We start from the raw sequence: 17,928 nt of genomic DNA on the forward strand, positions 1-17,928 counted from the left end.
GCCAAGGAATTTTGCGGAGGCTAACCGAAGAGCGCGGAGGTTGCCAGAGGTGCGCCTCTTCCTTCTCCCATAAGGGCAGAAGGGAAGAGCTTCGCGGATCGCTTCTCACTCCAAGAAAGACTTCGCCTTCATCGTTGCGGGCACGGGAACGCCCAGTCGGCTCAGCACCGTCGGCGCCAGCTGCAGCTGGTCGAGTAGTGTGTCCGCATCCGGCCCTTTGCCTTGTCCAAAATAATACAGCGCGAAATCCTGCATCTCGTCGTCATGGCCGCCGTGATGGCCACGATCGGTCTGGCCGTGATCGGCGGTCACGATCACCTCATAGCCGGCTTCGATCCAGCGCGGCAGGAAGGCGGCCAGCATGCCGTCCATCGCATAGACGGCATGGTCCATCTCGTGGCAGTCGTGGCCGAAGCGGTGTCCCATCGAATCCAGCGTGCAGGTGTGCAGGATGCCGTAGTCGATGCCATGGCGTTTCGTCAGCATGGTCAGCGTCGCGAACAGGTCGACATCGCTCGGCGTCATCTGGTTGCGAAGATTGTAACCGGTCATGGTGTGGAAGCGGCCATGCGTGATCGGCCCGCCTGGCTCGTCGAATTCCATGCCCTCCACCAGGTCGAACGGGTAGGCGCGGAAGAATTCCGACCAGTAGGAATGGGTCACCGCCCCCGTCTTGCCGCCTGCCTTGCTGACCTCGGAGAAGATATCGGGCTGCTCGACGCGGAAACGGTTCTCATTGGAGAGAATCCCGTGCACCTGCGGCGAAACCCCGGTGTGGATCGAGGCATAGCAGCAGGCCGAGGTCGACGGCAGCACCGAGCGCATCTTCCAGACCTGCGCCTCGCCCGATTGCACCCAGCCTTCGAGATTGCCCATCAGCCGGCGCCAGTTCCGGTAAGGCACGCCATCGAGGATGATCAGCAGAAGCTTGGATTTGAGCGCCACGGGCTGCTCCATGCGGTTGGCGGTTGAAACGGGAACGCCGTGTGCCGTCCCGGGCACACGGCGTTCTGATAGATGAAATCGGCCGATCAGGGTCCGCTCAAGCGTTGAGCCAGCACTCGGCAAGCGCGTAGCCGTCCATCATTTCGCCGATAGGGCTCTTGGCATAGCCGCCGATCTTGTTGGTGGCGGCCGCGTCGATGAACTGGTTGAAGAAGGGCACGATCAGCCCGCCTTCGTCACGCATCATCACTGCCATATCGTGGTAGATCGCCTGGCGCTTGGCCTGGTCGAGCTCGCCGCGCGCGGTAAACAGCATCTTGTCGAATTCCGGCCGCTTGAAGCGCGTGTCGTTCCAGTCGGCGGTCGAGACATAGCCGGTGGAATACATCTGGTCCTGCGTGGCGCGTCCGCCCCAGTAGGAGAGCGAGAAGGGCTGCTTGTTCCAGACCTCCGACCAGTAGCCGTCGCCGGGTTCGCGCTTGATCTCGATCTTGATGCCGGCTTTGGCGCAGGACTGCTGATAGAGCTGTGCGGCATCGACGGCGCCCGGGAAGGCGACGTCCGAGGTGCGCAGCACGATCGAGCCGCTGTGGCCTGATTTCTTGTAGGCTGCCGCCGCCTTGTCCGGATCGAACTTGCGCTGTTCGATATCGGCGGAAAACAGCGGATAGGCCTCGTTGATCGGGAAGTCGTTACCCACCGAGCCATAGCCGCGCAAGATCTTTTCCAGCATCTCGTCGCGGTCCATGGCTAGCTTCAGCGCCATGCGCAGATCGTTGCTGTCGAAAGGTGCGGTGTCGCAGAACATGTTGAACGGATAGTAGCCCTTGCCCGAGACGTTCTCGATGGAAACGCCCGCGATGCGCTTGACCAGATCGACGACCTTGGGTTCGACGCGGTTGATCATGTGCACCTGGCCGCCTTGCAAGGCTGCAAGCCGTGCGGTCGCATCATTGATGACGATGATCTCGACCTGGTCGGCATGGCCGGCCTTGTCGCCAAGCCAGTAATTGGCGAAACGCTCGCCGCCATGGCGCACGCCTGGCTGGTTGACGCTAACCTTGTAGGGTCCGGCGCTGATGCCGGCATTCGGATCGTCCTTGCCGCCATTCGGCTGGATGACGAGATGGTAGTCGGCCATCAGATAGGGGAAGTCGGCATCGGCGTCGCCGAGCGTGACGATGACTTCCTTGCCGCTCGCCTTGACGCCCTTGATGTTCTTGAGGATGCCGAGTGCTCCGGACTTGGACTTCTCGTCCGCATGGCGCTCGATGGTGGCGGCAACGTCCTCCGCGCCGACCGTCTTGCCATTGTGGAACTCGATGCCATCGCGGATCTTGATCGTCCATGTCTTGGCGTCGGCTGAGGCGCCAATCTCTTCGGCAATCAGGTTGACCAGCTTGTTGTCCGGTGTGAGGCGCACAAGATACTCGCCCCAAAGCTTGCCGAAGCTGAAGGTTACCTGGCTGAGATTCAGCGCCGGATCGAGGCTGTTGGTGGATTCCCCGCCCTGCAGGCCAGCTTTGATGATACCGCCCTTCACCGCCGTCTGGGCAAATGCCTTGCCGGCCAGCGCCGGCATCATGGCCGCCGATACGCCGAGCGCGGCGGCGCGCCCAAGAAAGGCACGGCGCGATATCCGGCCGTGACCGGCGAGTTCGGCGAGATAATCGAGTTCAGTTTTCATGTCCTACCCCTGTTTAAAAGTCGTGCGAGCGGCGCTCGTCCCGAAGGACGTGTGGCGCTCTAGTGTTGCATCCGGATGACGGTCGCTGACGCCCCTATGTGGCAGCTTGGTCTGACACAATTTCCAGGGGAAGCGCCTGCCTTTTTCTTCCGGCAGTATTGGTTCCCAGTTTTCCCGGAATTGCTTTAGTTCCCCGCGCTGGCCATGCGCCGTCCCTTGATTGCCTTTTCCAGCCAGCCGATTTCCATCTCTGGAACCGAGGAGAGCAGCAGGTCGGTGTAGGCGTCGAAGGGCGGGCTCAGCACCTTGCCCTTGGGGCCGTAACGCACCACCTCGCCGCGATACATAACCGCGATTGAATCGGCGATCGACTTCACCGTGGCAAGGTCATGCGTGATGAACAGATAGGCGACGTTCTCTTCCTTCTGCAGCTCCAGCAGCAGCTCGAGGATGCCGTGTGCCACCAGCGGATCAAGCGCCGAGGTCACCTCGTCGCAGATGATCAGCTTCGGCTTGGCGGCAAGCGACCGGGCGATGCAGACACGCTGTTTCTGGCCGCCGGAAAGCTCGGCCGGGTAGCGGTCGGAAAATCCCTTGCCCATCTCGATCTTGTCGAGCAGTTCGGCAACGCGTCTGTCGCGCTCACGGCCGCGCATGCCGAAATAAAACTCCAGCGGCCGGCCGATGATGGTGCCGACGGTCTGACGCGGGTTCATCGCCACATCGGCCATCTGGTAGATCATCTGCAACTGGCGCAGATCCTCCTTCGGCCGGTCGGCCAGCCTGTTGGCCAGCGGGCGTCCGTCGAAGGTGACGGTGCCCTGTTCGGGTGGCAAAAGTCCCGTGATGGCGCGCGCCAGCGTCGACTTGCCGGAGCCGGACTCGCCGACCACGGCCAGCGTCTGGCCCGGATAGATGTCGACGGATACGTCCTTCAGCACCTTGATATGGCTGCGGCCATAAGCGGCGGTGACGTTCTTCACCGACAGGAACGGCGACGTGCCGGGCTTCTGCTCCTGGTGTTCGATCTCATGCACCGAGACCAGCGCGTTGGTGTATTCCTGGCGCGGCTCCTTGATGATCTGCCTTGTGCCGCCCCATTCGACCAGCCTCCCATGGCGCAGCACCATGATCTCGTCGGAGACCTGGGCGACGACGGCAAGGTCGTGCGTGATGTAGAGCGCAGCGACATGGGTGTCGCGGATGGCGTCTTTGATCGCCGCCAGCACGTCGATCTGCGTCGTCACGTCGAGCGCCGTGGTCGGCTCGTCGAAGACGATCAGGTCCGGCTCGGAGCACAGGGCCATCGCCGTCATCACACGCTGCAACTGGCCGCCCGAAACCTGGTGCGGAAAACGCTCGCCGATGGTTTCAGGGTTCGGCAGGCTGAGCTTCTTGAACAGCGCAACCGCGCGCTTCTCGGCCTCGGCGCGTGTCGCGGTGCCGTGCAGCAGGGTGGCTTCCACCACCTGGTCCATCAGTCTGTGCGCCGGGTTGAAGGCCGCGGCCGCCGACTGCGCGACATAGCAGACCTCGCGGCCGCGTAATTTGCGGAAGCCGTCCTTGCCGCCCTTGAGGATGTCGCGGCCGTTCAGGATCACCTCGCCGCCTGTGATGCGCACGCCGCCGCGGCCGTAGCCCATAGACGACAAGCCGATAGTCGACTTGCCGGCGCCGGATTCGCCGATCAGGCCGAGCACCTTGCCCTTCTCGAGCGTCAGCGAGACATCGTGCACCAGCACGATGTTCTTCGGCGGTTCGCCGGGCGGGAAGACGGTAGCCTCGATGCGCAGATTGCGGATGTCGAGCAGCAGGCCTGACTTCGGTTGCCCGAGCTTCGCTTTGGTGTCGGCCATCACCCGCGTCCTCCCTTGAGGCTTGTCGTCCGGTTGAGCACCCAGTCGGCAACCAGGTTGACGGAAATCGCCAGCAGCGCGATCGCCCCCGCTGGGATGAGTGCGGCCGCGATGCCGAACACGATGCCGTCTTTGTTTTCCTTGACCATGCCGCCCCAGTCGGCGTCCGGTGGCTGCACGCCAAGGCCGAGGAACGACAGCGTCGACAGGAACAGCACCGCGTAGATGAAGCGCAGACCGAGTTCGGAAACCAGCGGCGACAATGCGTTGGGGAGAATCTCGCGGAAGATGATCCAGCCGCTGCCCTCACCGCGCAGTTTCGCCGCTTCGACATAGTCCATGACGTTGATGTCGACGGCGACCGCGCGCGACAGGCGATAGACGCGGGTCGAATCCAGAATGCCCATCACCAGGATCAGCGTCACCAGATTGGTCGGCAGTACGGACAGCACGACGAGACCCATGATCAGCGTCGGGATCGACATCAAGAGGTCGACAAGACGCGACAGCAGCGTATCGAACCAGCCGCCGAACACCGCCGCCGAGAAGCCGAGGATGGCGCCGAGCGAGAACGACAGCGCGGTGGCCAGCACCGCGATGAACAAAGTGATGCGGGCGCCGTAGATCATGCGCGACAGCAGATCGCGGCCGAGATTATCGGTGCCCAGCAAATGGGCAGCCGACATCGGTTCCCAGACGTCGCCGACGATCTCGCCATTGCCGTGCGGCGCGATCCAGGGGGCGAAGACCGCCGCAAGCACGAACAGTGCCGTCAGCACGATGCCGATCAGCGCAGGGATGGGGATGCGTTTGATATCGAGCATATCCGCCCCTTATTTCGGATGTCTGAGACGCGGATTGGCGACGATCGCCGCTATGTCCGCAATGATGTTCAGGCTGATATAGACGGCGGCGAAGATCAGGCCGACCGCCTGCACCACCGGCACGTCTCGCTTGGTGACGTGGTCGACCAGATACTGTCCCATGCCCGGATAGACGAAGATCACCTCGACCACGACGACGCCGACGATCAAGTAGGCGAGGTTGAGCATGACGACATTGATGATCGGCGCGATGGCATTGGGGAAGGCGTGCTTGCGGATGACGTTGAAGGCCGACAGGCCCTTCAGTTCCGCCGTCTCGACATAGGCCGACTGCATGACATTGAGGATCGCCGCGCGTGTCATGCGCATCATGTGGGCGAGCACGACCAGCGTCAGCGCCGTCGCCGGCAAGGCGATCGCCTGCATCCGTTCGCCAAAAGGCATGCCGTCATAGACGGTCGAAATGCCGGGGAATATCTGCCATTTCACGGCGAAGAAATAGACCAGCACATAGCCGATGAAGAATTCGGGAAACGAGGTCGAGGCCAGCGCCAGCCCGGAGATCAGCTTGTCGACCCAGCCATTGCGGTAGCGCACCGCGATCAGGCCGAGGATGATCGCCAGCGGCACGGCGACGATCGCCGCCCAGAAGGCGAGGAACAGCGTGTTCCACAGCCGTCCCTTGATCGACGTGGCGATGTCCTGCCCGCTCGACATGGCCGTGCCGAGATCTCCGGTCAGCACGCCGCCCAGCCAATGAAAATACCTGAGATAGGCTGGCTGGTTGAGTCCGAGCTGCTCGCGCAGATTGGCAAGCGACTCCGGCGTCGCCGACTGTCCGAGAATGGCTTGCGCGACGTCGCCGGGCAGGATCTGGGTGCCGGCGAAGATCAGGACCGAAACGGCCAACAAGAGCAGAATGCCCAGCGCAACGCGCTGGGCCACCAGTTTCAAGATGGGTGAGGACATATCCGCAAGGCCAAGCTCAGGCTTCGAGCCAGCACTTCGCCAGCGCGTAGCCGTTCATCAGCTCCTGATGCGGATCGTCGACCCAGCCGCCGACCTTGGCGCCGGTAGCGTCGATGAACTGGTTGAACATCGGCAGGATCAGGCCGCCCTCGTCTCGTACCAGGACAGCCATGTCATGATACATCTGCTTGCGCTTGGTCTCGTCGAGCTCGGCGCGCGCCGCCAGCACCATCTTGTCGAAGTCAGGACGCTTGAAGCGCGTGTCGTTCCAGTCGGCGGTCGACAGATAAGCGGTGGAGTACATCTGGTCCTGGGTCGAGCGGCCGCCCCAGTAGGACGCGCAGAAGGGCTGCTTGTTCCAGACCTCGTTCCAATAGCCGTCGCCGGGCTCACGCTTCAGCTCGATCTGAATGCCGGCCTTGGCCGCGCTCTGCTGGAACAACTGCGATGCATCGACGGCACCCGGGAAAGCGACGTCCGAGGTCCGCAGCAGGACGGCGCCGTCGTGACCGGACTTCTTGAAGTGGAACTTGGCCTTGTCGGGATCGTACTTGCGCTGCTCGATCTCGGTAAACAGCGGATAGGACGCATTGATCGGGAAGTCGTTGCCGAGCGAACCGTAGCCGCGCAGGATCTTGTCCAGCATTTCCTCGCGGTCGATGGCCAGCTTCAGTGCCATGCGCAAATCGGCGTTGTCGAACGGCGCCGTGTTGCAATGCATGATGAACACGTAGTGGCCAGGACCCGCGTGGTTGCGGATGGTGACGCCCGGCAGGCGCTTGATCAGGTCGACGATCTTCGGCTCGACGCGGTTGATCACGTTGACCTGGCCGCCCTGCAGGGCGGCCGTGCGCGCTGTCGCATCGTTGATGACGATGATCTCGATCTGGTCGGCATGGCCCATCTTGTCGCCCTGCCAGTAATTGGCGAAACGCTCGCCGCCATGGCGCACACCGGGCTCATTGGTCGTGACCTTGTAAGGACCGGCCGAGATGCCTGCGTCAGCCTTGTCCTTGCCGCCATTTGGTTGGACGATCAGGTGATAGTCGCTGAGCAAATAGGGCAGATCGGCATTGGCCTCCTTCAGCGTCAGCACGACTTCCTTGCCGCTGGCCTTGATGGTCTCGATACCTTTCATGTAGCCGAGCGCGCCGGATTTCGACTTCTCGTCGGAATGGCGCTCAAGTGTGGCGGCCACGTCCTCGGCGGTCACTGTCTTGCCGTTGTGGAATTCGACGCCGTCGCGGATCTTCAGCGTCCACACCTTGGCGTCGTCCGACGAGCCGATCTCCTCGGCGATGCGGTTCTCGAGCTTGCCTTCCGGCGAAAGCTCGACAATCAATTCGCCCCACATCTTGCCGAAGGCGAACGGCACCTGAGTCATGAACAGTGCCGGATCAAGGCTGTTGGTGGATTCGCCGCCGACAAGTCCGGCCTTCAGTGTGCCGCCCTTGACCGGGCCTGCCGCGCGTGCAGCGCTTGAAAGCAGCGAGTTGGCGAAGGGCGCGGAGATACCGAGCGCCGCCGCCCGGCCGAGAAAATCACGACGGCTCAGTTTGCCCGACGCGACACGCCGGCTAAGAAATTCCAGTTCGTTCGACATTTTGAGTTCCTCACTCTGTTGGTTCGACTCTGCGGTCGTTTTTCTTGTTTCTTGTGAGGAGAATAATGACCGCAAGGGAAAGCGGTAAGCAAGACCGAATGCGACATGCCGTGGCGTAAATCGTACGTCGCAATTGGACCAATCAAATCGGCATTCAAAGAAGCGCGCGCGGCACCTTCTCCTCGAAATTGCGCTCGAAGACGAGAGTTTCGTCCTCATAGGCCTCGATTCTGGCGCTGACGATGAATTTTTGCGCATCCGATCGCATTTCGGCTGTCGTTTCGGTGCGTACTGACCATCCGTTTCGCGACAGGGTCTGCGTCCAGTGCGTCTTCCCCGAGGCCGACAGCGGATCGTCGGGATGGATCGTCCAGGTCTCGCGGGCGATGCTGCCATTGGCGAGGCCATGGGCGAGATCGCGCACCTCGCCGAAATCGTCAACAATGGAAAGCGTCACCATTCCGGTCTTCTCATCACGATCGACATGACGCTCTGAATTGGCGGCGCGGATCGTCTCTGTTGCCCAGGGGGTGGCACCTTCCGGCTCGGCGAACGTTACTTCGTCGCCTGTCGCCAGCGGCCGCAGCGGCAAATTGAGCGTCGCCGTCGACAAGGTGAGCTGGACCGGCTCCGGCGACGGCCAGATGGCAGGCCAATAGGCGTTCGAAACGGCAACACGCAGCCGGTGGCCGGCCGGCACACGATAGGCGCATTGATCGAGCACGACGCGCACCGAGACGGTTTCGCCCGGCACCAGCGCCTCGGGGAATTCGTGCGAATTGCGGTGCGTCAGATTGAGCACGCCATAGGAGATCAACTCCGAGGCGCCGTCGGGATGCACATCGCAAAGCCGGACCGCGATGTTGGCCTGCGGACGATCAGAGGATAGCCGCAGCTCGACCTCCGGCGCTCCGACGATGTCGATCGGCTCGCTGAGTTCCGGCTGGTCGAAACACACCGACAGGGCATCGTCGGGGCGCTGGTCGCCGGGCAGTTCGGGGCCGAAGGTGAAGGGAAAATACTCGCCGCCGGCCAGGCCGCAGCTTTGCGGAGAGGCGATGATGGCGGGTTTTTCCGTTGAGGGGATCAGATCAACCGTTTGCATCTTGATGGTTGGCGAGGGCCATTCCTGCTCCGCCACCCAACGGCCGGGACGCTCGGGGTGCCAGCGCGCCGGACGCACGCTGTCCATGACATAGGCGCGGTAGGCCGGGTCGGCCTCGACGCCGGTGTCGACACCCTTCAGCCAGCGGTCCCACCAGCGCAAGGCCTCCTGCAGGAAGCCGATGGCAGGCTTGGGCCCGGCGTAGTGCGGGTATTTGTGGATCCATGGCCCGACGATGCCCTTGACCGGGGCTTGGATGTTGGTCGCCAGATGCGAGACGGTGTTGCGGTAGCCGTCATGCCAGCCGCCGATCGACAGCACGGCGGCTTTGACGGCGGAAAAATCCTCGCAGATCGAGCCGCGCTTCCAGTAGGCATCACGGTGCTGGTGTTTCAGCCACAGCGGCGCCAGGAAGGATTGGTTCTCCAGCCGGGTCAGCCACAGATCGCGCCACCGGTTGTCGCCGGCCAAAAGCGGATCCGGCGGCCGCGACGAGTAGGACAGCATGGTCGAGGCCCAGCCGAAATTCTCGATCAGCAGGCAGCCGCCCTTGTAGTGGATGTCGTCGGCATAGCGGTCGACGGTCGAGCACAGGCTGATCACCGCTTTCAGCGCCGGCGGCCGCTTGGCCGCCACCTGCAGGCAGTTGAAGCCGCCCCAGGAAATGCCCATCATGCCGACATTGCCGTTGCACCAGGGCTGGCTTGCCGCCCAGGCGATGACGTCGCAGGCGTCCTGCAATTCCTGCTCGGAATATTCGTCGTCCATCAGCCCTTCGGAATCGCCATTGCCGCGCATGTCGACGCGGATCGAAGCATAGCCGTGGCCGGCGAAATAAGGATGCGTCAGCTGATCGCGAAAGATGGTGCCGTCGCGCTTGCGGTAGGGCAGATGCTCTAGGATGACAGGCACCGGATCGTCGCCCGCATCCTCCGGCATCCACACCCGCGCCGACAGGCGGCAGCCATCCGGCGTGACGATGCCCATATCCGGGAATTCGACGATTTTGCGGGCAAATTCGGTGACGGTTTTCATGGCATGCTCCAGGATCGCCAGATGATGGAACCTGCCGTGCCGCGTCGTGGGCCAGCCAACGAATTCGGCTGGTCAATCCGCGTCAGTTCAGCGGGATATCGTTATCGTCCTTGTTCGCCTGATAGATGTTGGACAATTCATCGTAGCGCGCCGAAATCGCGCCGATACGGGTCTCCAGCCGTCGCCGCTCTGCCTCGGGCAACGCTCGCACCAGCCTGCGGATAGAAAAGCTCTTCCAATAGGCATTCTCGGCATTGTAGCCGCCGGGATCGAGGGTGAAGACCTCTTTCAGGATCTTCAGGTCGTGCGGGATGGCGAAGCTGTCGCGCGAATCCTCGTGGCTGAACAGATAGTAGAAATTATCGAAGCCGGTCCAGGTGATCGCCGACAGGCACAACGAGCAGGGTTCGTGCGTGGCGATGAAGATGGCGTCTTTCGTATCGACGCGCTCAGCCCTGGGCATTTCGTAGAAACGCTTCAGGCAGTGTACCTCGCCATGCCAGAGCGGGTTTTCCATCTCGTTGTTGGTTTCAGCCAGCACCAGCGAACGGTCGTCCTTGCGCAGGATCGCCGCGCCGAACAGCTTGTTGCCATAGGTAACGCCCTCGGCCGTCTTCGGCACGATGTCGTGCTCGATCACATCGAGCAGGCGGTCGATCAGTGAAATATCGGTCACAGGAGGCTCTCGTTGGGCAAGTGGATCTCGTAGGCGTGCGAGAAATGGAACTCTTCGAGATTGGAGCCATCGCCGCCACGGTCGACGATCAGGAAGTCCTGAGCCTCGCCGAGCGGCGTCAGCACGCCATGCCAGAGATTGCGCCGGTAATTGATGCCTTGTCCGGGTGCGGTGATGAAGGCATGCGGCTCGCCCGGCCCCTGCTCCCCGTCATGGCAGACGACGACCAGGAAGGGGCGCGGCGAGAGCGGGATGAAGGCCTGGCTGCCGAAGGGATGGCGCTCGACCATGCTCAATTTCAGGGGCAATTCGTAGGGCGTGCCGCGCACCATCGAGATCAGCACGCGGGCGTTCGGACCGGTTGCTTCGGCGGTAGCCAGATCATGATAGCGCTCGGCCCTGCCGCCATTGATCGGGTAGTGGTTGTCGCCGCCCATGTCGATGACATCGCCGAAGGGGGCAAAGCCCTCGCGGGTCAGCGGCCGCGCGACGATACGGGTCACAGCGCGCGCCTTGCGATGCCGGCGCCGCCGAGCTTGGCGTGCCGGTTGACGTCCTTGTAGAGCAGATAGCGGAATTTACCCGGGCCACCGGCATAGCAGGCCTGCGGGCAGAAGGCGCGCAGCCACATATAGTCGCCGGCCTCGACCTCGACCCAGTCCTGGTTGAGGCGGTAGACGGCCTTACCCTCCAGCACATAGAGACCGTGCTCCATGACATGGGTCTCGGCGAAGGGAATGACCGCGCCGGGTTCCAGCGTGACAATGGTCATGTGCATGTCGTGGCGCAAATCTGCCGGATCGACGAACCGCGTCGTCGCCCAGCGGCCTTCGGTGCCGGGCATCGGCGTTGGCGCGATCTCCTGCTCATTGGTGAAGAAGGCTTCCGGCACATCGAGACCGTCGACCACCTCGTAAGCCTTGCGAATCCAGTGGAAGCGCACGGCGGCCCTGCTTTCGTTGCGAACCGTCCAGCCGCTGGCCGGCGGCAGGAAGGCAAAGCCGCCGGGCCGCAACACATGCGTCTTGCCGGCAAGCAGAACCGTCAGTTCGCCTTCGACCACGAACAGAGCGCCTTCGGCGCCGGCATCGGGTTCCGGCCGATCGCTGCCGCCGCCGGGCGCGACCTCGACAATGTATTGCGAGAACGTCTCGGCAAAACCCGATAGCGGTCGCGACAAGATCCAGACGCGGGTTTCGTCCCAGAACGGCAACGCACTGGTGACGATGTCCTGCATCACACCCCGGGGAATGACGGCATAGGCCTCGGTGAAGACGGCGCGGCCGGTCAGAAGCTCGTTCTGGCCGGAATGACCGCCATGTGGCGCGTAATAGGTTCGCTCGGGCATCCTGATCGTATCCATGGTTTCAAACCTATTGCGGAAGCATGTCCTTGAGGCGGAGCAGCGCGATGCGCTCGACCTGTTTGCAGGCGGTCTCGAATTCGACGCCGCGGCTGTTGCCGATGCGCGCCTCGAACTCCGCCAGGATTTCCTGCTTCGTCTTGCCCTTCACCGCGATGATGAAAGGGAAGCCGAAGGTGGTGACGTAGGCGGCGTTGAGCTTGGAAAACAGTTCGCGCTCCTTGTCGGTCAGCGCGTCGAGGCCGGCCGAGGCCTGTTCCCTGGTCGATTCCGCCGTCAGCCGTTTGGCCTTGGCCAGCTTGCCGGCAAGGTCGGGATGGGCGTTGAGCACCGAAAGCCGCTCGGTTTCGCTGGCGGAGCGGAAGATACGGCAAAGCGCATTGTGCAGGCCGCCCGAAGTGTCATGCGCCGGGCCTAGTTCCAGTTCGTAGGCGCGTTCGGCGATCCAGGGCGAATGCTCGAATACGCCGCCGAAAGTGTGGACGAAGGTCTCGAATTCCATCTTCGATGGGCGGAGTGCCGCCGGTTGATAAGGATTGACCTCTTGCCAGTGCTTGGCGATGTCGATGCGCCTCGCCAGCCAGACCTTGTCGTGCGACTTCACATAGTCGACGAAGCGCTTCAGCGCCGCCACCCGGCCCGGCCGCCCGACGAGGCGGCAGTGCAGGCCGATGTTCATCATGCGTGGCCGGCCGGCCTTGCCCTCGGCATAGAGCGTATCGAAGCTGTCCTTCAAATAGGCAAAGAACTGGTCACCCGAGTTGAAACCTTGCGGCGTGGCGAACCGCATGTCGTTGGCGTCGAGCGTATAGGGGATGATGAGCTGCGCGCCGCCCTCATGCTCGAACCAGTACGGCAGCTCGTCGTCATAGGTGTCCGACACATAGTCGAAGCCGCCTTCTTCCGCCACAATCCGCACCGTGTTGATCGATGTGCGACCCGTATACCAGCCGGTCGGGCGCGCGCCGGTCACTTCGTAGTGCAGCTTGATCGCCGCCTCGAGGTCGCGGCGCTCATCCTCGGCGCTGTGGTCGCGGTAGTCGATCCATCTTAAGCCGTGCGAAGCGATCTCCCAGCCGGCGTCCTGCATGGCCGCTACCTGATCCGGCGAACGGGCGAGCGCTGTGGCGACGCCGTAGCAGGTGATCGGCACTTGCGACTCGGTGAACAGCCGGAGCAGCCGCCAGAAGCCGGCGCGGGCGCCGTATTCGTAGATGGATTCCATGTTCCAGTGGCGTTGACCCACCCAGGGTGCCGCGCCGACGATTTCCGACAGGAAGGCTTCGGACGCCTTGTCGCCATGCAACACGCAGTTTTCGCCGCCTTCCTCGTAATTGACGACGAACTGCACGGCGACATGTGCACCGCCAGGCCATTTCGGGTCCGGCGGATTGGCTCCGTAGCCACGCATGTCTCTGCTGTAACGCATCGTCCCTCCCGCCGGGCACGGCCCGAAGTATGATCAGAATATCGAAAGGGTGCTTCTCGCATTCCCCCGAAAATTTTTGAAAGTGTTTTTGTCGCACTCCGCTCGACCGGGACTTATGCATCGCCTTTAATTGGCGCACAATTCACTGTTGATACTTGACCGTACCGGGCCAATTCGCTCGTACCGGAAATGGGAGGCGGCCAATGGCAGAAACGTCGAAAGCCGACGGCGGGCGTCTGACGACCCATGTCCTCGACACGGCGACCGGCAAGCCGGCGGCGGGACTGTCGATTGCGCTCTATCACCTCGAGGGCAAGGCGCGGACACATCTGAAGACCGTTCTCACCAATGCCGACGGCCGTTGCGACAAGCCGCTGCTCGCCGGCGCGGAATTCCGCACCGGCGAATACGAACTGGTCTTCGCCGCCGGCGACTATTTGCGCCAACAGGGGTTGAGCCTGCCGAAACCGGCCTTTCTCGATGTGATACCGATCCGCTTCGGCATGGCCGAGCCTGTGCATTATCATGTGCCACTGCTGGTCTCGCCCTACGGTTACTCGACCTACAGGGGGAGCTGAGGTATGACCAAAATTAGCATCCGCAACGAAATCCGCTTCATTCTCAATGGCAGGGATGTGGCGCTTTCGTCGGTGGCACCCGACGCGACCTTGCTCGACTGGCTGCGGCTCGACCGTTCGCTGCGCGGCACCAAGGAAGGGTGTGCCGAGGGAGACTGCGGTGCCTGCACCGTGCTGGTCGGCAAGCTGTCGGAGGGCGGCTTGGTCTATGAAAGCGTCAATGCCTGCATCCGCTTCCTCGGCTCGCTCGACGGCACCCATGTCGTGACGGTCGAGCATCTGCGCGGTTCACCCGGCCAGTTGCATCCGGTGCAGCAGGCGATGGTCGATTTCCACGGCTCGCAATGCGGCTTCTGCACGCCCGGCTTCGTCATGTCGCTCTATGGCTTGTGGATGAAGTCGCCTGGTCCCTCGAACGCGGATGTCGAAAAGGCTTTGCAAGGCAATCTCTGCCGCTGCACCGGCTACGAGGCGATCATGCGCGCCGCGCATGCCATCTCCAGCTACGGCAAGGCGGCAAAGGACCCGCTGGCCACGGAACGCAAGGCGATCACCGCAAGGCTCGAGGCCATGCGTGACGGCGCCCGGGTCGAGATCGGAACCGGCAAGGCGCGGCTGGTCGTGCCGGCCGATGTCGACGATTTCGCCGCCGTGCTGGACAAGGAACCCGGCGCTACCATCGTGGCCGGCTCGACCGATGTCGGCCTGTGGGTGACCAAGCACATGCGCGATATTTCACCGGCCATTTTCATCGGCGATCTCGACGGGCTTTGCACCATCTCGGAAGACAAGGGCGTCATTTCGATCGGCGCCGGCGTCACCTACACTGACGCCTTCGCGACATTGGCGAAGCGCATCCCGGCGTTGGGGCCATTGTTCGATCGCATCGGCGGCGAACAGGTGCGCAACATGGGCACCATCGGCGGCAACATCGCCAACGGCTCGCCGATCGGAGATACGCCACCGCCATTGATCGCGCTTGGCGCAAGTCTCACCTTGCGCAAGGGCAAGAAGCAGCGGACGATCCCGTTGGAAACCTTCTTCATCGCCTACGGCAAACAGGATCGGCAGCCGGGTGAGTTCGTCGAGGCCGTGCATGTGCCGGTGCCGGCCAAGGAAACGAAGTTTGCCGTCTACAAGATCACCAAGCGTCGCGACGAGGACATTACCGCGGCCCTTGGCGCGTTTTTCCTGAATCTGGCCAAGGACGGCACGGTGGCGGAGGTGCGCATCGCCTATGGCGGCATGGCGGCGACGCCGAAGCGGGCGTCTTCCGTCGAAAAAGCGCTGTTCGGCAAGCCATGGACCGAACAGACGGTTGAAGCGGCGATGGCCGAATATGCCAGGGATTTCACCCCGCTGACCGACATGCGGGCCTCGGCCGAATATCGCGCCCTGGCAGCGAAAAACCTGCTGCTGCGCTTTTTTGCCGAGAGCAGCGGCACCAGAGAGCCGGTCCAGGTTTCAAGGCACGAGGCGGCATGATGAACAAGCACGCTGCCCCCAACCTCAAGGCTGAAAAGATCGCTGGCGGCGTCGCCACCGATCAGCGCCACGATTCCGCGCACAAACATGTCAGCGGTACCGCCGTCTACATCGACGACATGCCGGAACCATCAGGCACGCTGCATGGCTGCCTAGGGCTTTCCGGTGCCACGCATGCCACCATCACCAGCATGGATCTTTCGGCGGTGCGTACAGCGCCCGGTGTGGTCGACGTGTTGACGGCCAGTGACGTGCCGGGCGAAAACGACATTTCGCCGACCGGCCGCCACGACGAGCCGGTGCTTGCCGACGGCAAGGTGCAATTCTACGGCCAGCCTATCTTCTGCGTTATTGCGCAAACTCGCGAGCAGGCGCGCCGCGCCACAAGATTGGCAAAGGTCGAATACAAGGAATTGCCTTTCGTCACCGACATCGGCGCGCTCGATCCGAAGAAGGACAAGCTCGTCACGCCGCCTCTCACCCTGAAGCGCGGCGATGCCGCTACGGCGATCCGTCAGGCGCCGCGCCGGCTAAAGGGAAAAATGCGCATCGGCGGCCAGGAACACTTCTACCTCGAAGGCCATATCGCCATGGCCGTTCCTGGCGAGGATCAGGACGTCACCATCTATTCCTCGACCCAGCATCCAAGCGAAGTCCAGCACATGGTCAGCCATGCGCTCGGCGTGCCGAGCAATGCCGTCACGGTGGAAATCCGCCGCATGGGAGGCGGCTTCGGCGGCAAGGAAACGCAGGGAAATCAGTTTTCCGCATTGGCCGCGATCGCCGCGAAGAAGCACCACCGCGCCGTGAAGATCCGGCCCGACCGCGACGACGACATGATCGCCACCGGAAAGCGTCATGATTTCCTCGTCGATTACGAGGTCGGCTTCGATGACGAGGGCAACATCCTCGGCGTCGATTTCATTTTCGCGGCGCGCTGCGGTTTTTCGTCGGACCTTTCCGGCCCGGTAACCGATCGCGCGCTGTTCCACTGCGACAACACTTATTTCTGGCCGGCGGTGCATGCGCAGTCGGCGCCGCTCTACACCAACACCGTGTCGAACACCGCCTTTCGGGGGTTCGGCGGCCCGCAAGGCATGGTCGGCGCCGAGCGCGTCATCGACGAGGTGGCCTTTGCCGTTGGCAAGGATCCGCTCGAAATCCGCAAGAAGAATTTCTACGGCACCAGTAGCGAGGGGGGCCGCAACATCACGCCCTACCACCAGACGGTCGAGGATAACATCATCCAGCGCATCGTCGCCGAGCTGGAGCAAAGCGCGAGCTATGCGCGGCGGCGGCGTGAAATATCGGCCTTCAATGCCAACAGTCGTTTCATCAAGCGGGGCCTCGCTCTGACGCCGGTCAAGTTTGGCATCTCGTTCACCGCCACGCATTACAATCAGGCCGGCGCGCTGGTGCATGTCTACACCGACGGTTCGGTGCATCTGAACCATGGCGGAACCGAGATGGGGCAGGGCCTCTACGTCAAGGTGGCACAGGTGGTGGCGGAAGAGTTCCAGATCGATCTCGACCAGGTGAAGATCACCGCGACTACGACCGGCAAGGTGCCGAACACTTCGGCTACGGCAGCGTCGTCCGGCTCCGACCTCAATGGCATGGCGGCGCAGAATGGCGCGCGCCAGATCAAGGATCGGCTGACCGATTTCGCCGCCGAAAAATATCAGGTGCCGCGTGATCAGGTGCTGTTCCTGCCCAACCGGGTGCGTATCGGCAACCAGGAAATCGCCTTCGCCGACCTCGTCAAGCAGGCCTATATGGCCCGCATCCAGCTGTCGGCGGCTGGTTTCTACAAGACGCCGAAAATCCACTGGAACCGCGACAAGGGCGAGGGCCGCCCCTTCTATTATTTCGCCTATGGCGCCTCGTGCTCGGAAGTCTCGGTCGACACGCTGACCGGCGAATACATGGTCGAGCGCACCGATATTCTCCATGACTGTGGCCGCTCGCTGAACCGGGCGATCGATATCGGCCAGATCGAGGGCGGCTTCATCCAGGGCATGGGCTGGCTGACGACGGAAGAACTGTGGTGGGACGCCAAGGGCCGGCTGCGCACGCATGCACCGTCGACCTACAAGATCCCGCTCGCCTCCGACCGGCCGAAGATCTTCAACGTCACCTTGGCCGACTGGCCGGAAGCCGGCGAGCCGACCATCCACCGCTCCAAGGCGGTCGGCGAGCCGCCGTTCCCGCTCGGCATGTCGGTGCTGCATGCGCTATCGGACGCGGTGGCCAGTGTCGCCGACAACAGGATCTGCCCGCGCCTCGATGCTCCGGCGACCCCGGAGCGGGTTCTAATGGCGATCGAGCGGCTGAAGAAGGAGGCCGGCGCCTGAATCCGGCCCCAGGGTCGGC

At 62.7% G+C, this 17,928-nt stretch carries 14 protein-coding genes; 3 read left to right on the top strand and 11 right to left on the bottom strand.

The window, feature by feature from the left end:
• Nucleotides 1-105: 105 nt before the first annotated feature.
• From P3C39_RS13300 to puuE, 11 genes are all read right to left on the bottom strand, one after another.
• Nucleotides 106-945 (bottom strand): alkaline phosphatase family protein, encoded by an 840-nt coding sequence (locus tag P3C39_RS13300; protein ID WP_024501944.1) that lies wholly within the window; start codon nt 943-945, stop codon nt 106-108.
• Between the two features lie 97 nt (nt 946-1,042).
• Nucleotides 1,043-2,632 (bottom strand): ABC transporter substrate-binding protein, encoded by a 1,590-nt coding sequence (locus P3C39_RS13305; protein ID WP_024501943.1) that lies wholly within the window; start codon nt 2,630-2,632, stop codon nt 1,043-1,045.
• 185 nt (nt 2,633-2,817) lie between these two features.
• Nucleotides 2,818-4,488, bottom strand: a complete 1,671-nt coding sequence (locus tag P3C39_RS13310; protein ID WP_275953188.1) for an ABC transporter ATP-binding protein — start codon at nt 4,486-4,488, stop codon at nt 2,818-2,820.
• Nucleotides 4,488-5,312, bottom strand: a complete 825-nt coding sequence (locus P3C39_RS13315; RefSeq protein ID WP_013528250.1) for an ABC transporter permease — start codon at nt 5,310-5,312, stop codon at nt 4,488-4,490. Before P3C39_RS13315 ends, P3C39_RS13310 begins: the two co-directional genes overlap by 1 nt.
• 9 nt (nt 5,313-5,321) lie before the next feature.
• On the bottom strand, nt 5,322-6,281 hold the full coding sequence (locus tag P3C39_RS13320) for an ABC transporter permease (protein ID WP_013528249.1): 960 nt from the start codon (nt 6,279-6,281) through the stop codon (nt 5,322-5,324).
• 16 nt (nt 6,282-6,297) lie between these two features.
• A complete protein-coding gene (locus P3C39_RS13325) occupies nt 6,298-7,884 on the bottom strand; it encodes an ABC transporter substrate-binding protein (protein WP_013528248.1) in 1,587 nt (528 codons plus the stop codon).
• 154 nt (nt 7,885-8,038) lie between these two features.
• A complete protein-coding gene (locus tag P3C39_RS13330; protein ID WP_275953187.1) occupies nt 8,039-10,024 on the bottom strand; it encodes a CocE/NonD family hydrolase in 1,986 nt (661 codons plus the stop codon).
• Nucleotides 10,025-10,106: 82 nt separating this feature from the next.
• A complete protein-coding gene (locus P3C39_RS13335) occupies nt 10,107-10,700 on the bottom strand; it encodes a nucleoside deaminase (protein WP_024501941.1) in 594 nt (197 codons plus the stop codon).
• Nucleotides 10,697-11,203 carry an ureidoglycolate lyase gene (locus P3C39_RS13340; protein ID WP_013528245.1) on the bottom strand — a complete coding sequence of 169 codons (507 nt, stop codon included), beginning with the start codon at nt 11,201-11,203 and terminating at the stop codon, nt 10,697-10,699. Before P3C39_RS13340 ends, P3C39_RS13335 begins: the two co-directional genes overlap by 4 nt.
• Complete coding sequence (locus P3C39_RS13345; protein ID WP_024501939.1) at nt 11,200-12,063, bottom strand: bifunctional allantoicase/(S)-ureidoglycine aminohydrolase; 864 nt, start codon at nt 12,061-12,063, stop codon at nt 11,200-11,202. The genes P3C39_RS13340 and P3C39_RS13345 overlap by 4 nt, the downstream gene beginning before the upstream one ends.
• A 10-nt stretch (nt 12,064-12,073) precedes the next feature.
• Nucleotides 12,074-13,492, bottom strand: coding sequence for an allantoinase PuuE (puuE, locus tag P3C39_RS13350; RefSeq protein ID WP_013528243.1), 1,419 nt, complete (start codon nt 13,490-13,492; stop codon nt 12,074-12,076).
• 203 nt (nt 13,493-13,695) lie between these two features.
• Here puuE and uraH point away from each other — a divergent pair, with 203 nt between their 5' ends.
• The 3 genes from uraH to xdhB are packed head-to-tail and all read left to right on the top strand — an operon-like array spanning nt 13,696 to nt 17,909.
• Nucleotides 13,696-14,070, top strand: a complete 375-nt coding sequence (gene uraH, locus P3C39_RS13355) for a hydroxyisourate hydrolase (protein ID WP_013528242.1) — start codon at nt 13,696-13,698, stop codon at nt 14,068-14,070.
• Between the two features lie 3 nt (nt 14,071-14,073).
• Nucleotides 14,074-15,555: a xanthine dehydrogenase small subunit gene (gene xdhA / locus P3C39_RS13360; RefSeq protein WP_275953186.1), complete on the top strand. Its 1,482-nt coding sequence runs from the start codon at nt 14,074-14,076 to the stop codon at nt 15,553-15,555.
• A complete protein-coding gene (gene xdhB / locus P3C39_RS13365) occupies nt 15,555-17,909 on the top strand; it encodes a xanthine dehydrogenase molybdopterin binding subunit (RefSeq protein WP_275953521.1) in 2,355 nt (784 codons plus the stop codon). The genes xdhA and xdhB overlap by 1 nt, the downstream gene beginning before the upstream one ends.
• The last annotated feature ends 19 nt before the right edge of the window (nt 17,910-17,928 follow it).

Source organism: Mesorhizobium sp. XAP4, from assembly GCF_029269325.1.
Classification (GTDB): Bacteria; Pseudomonadota; Alphaproteobacteria; order Rhizobiales; family Rhizobiaceae; genus Mesorhizobium; species Mesorhizobium ciceri.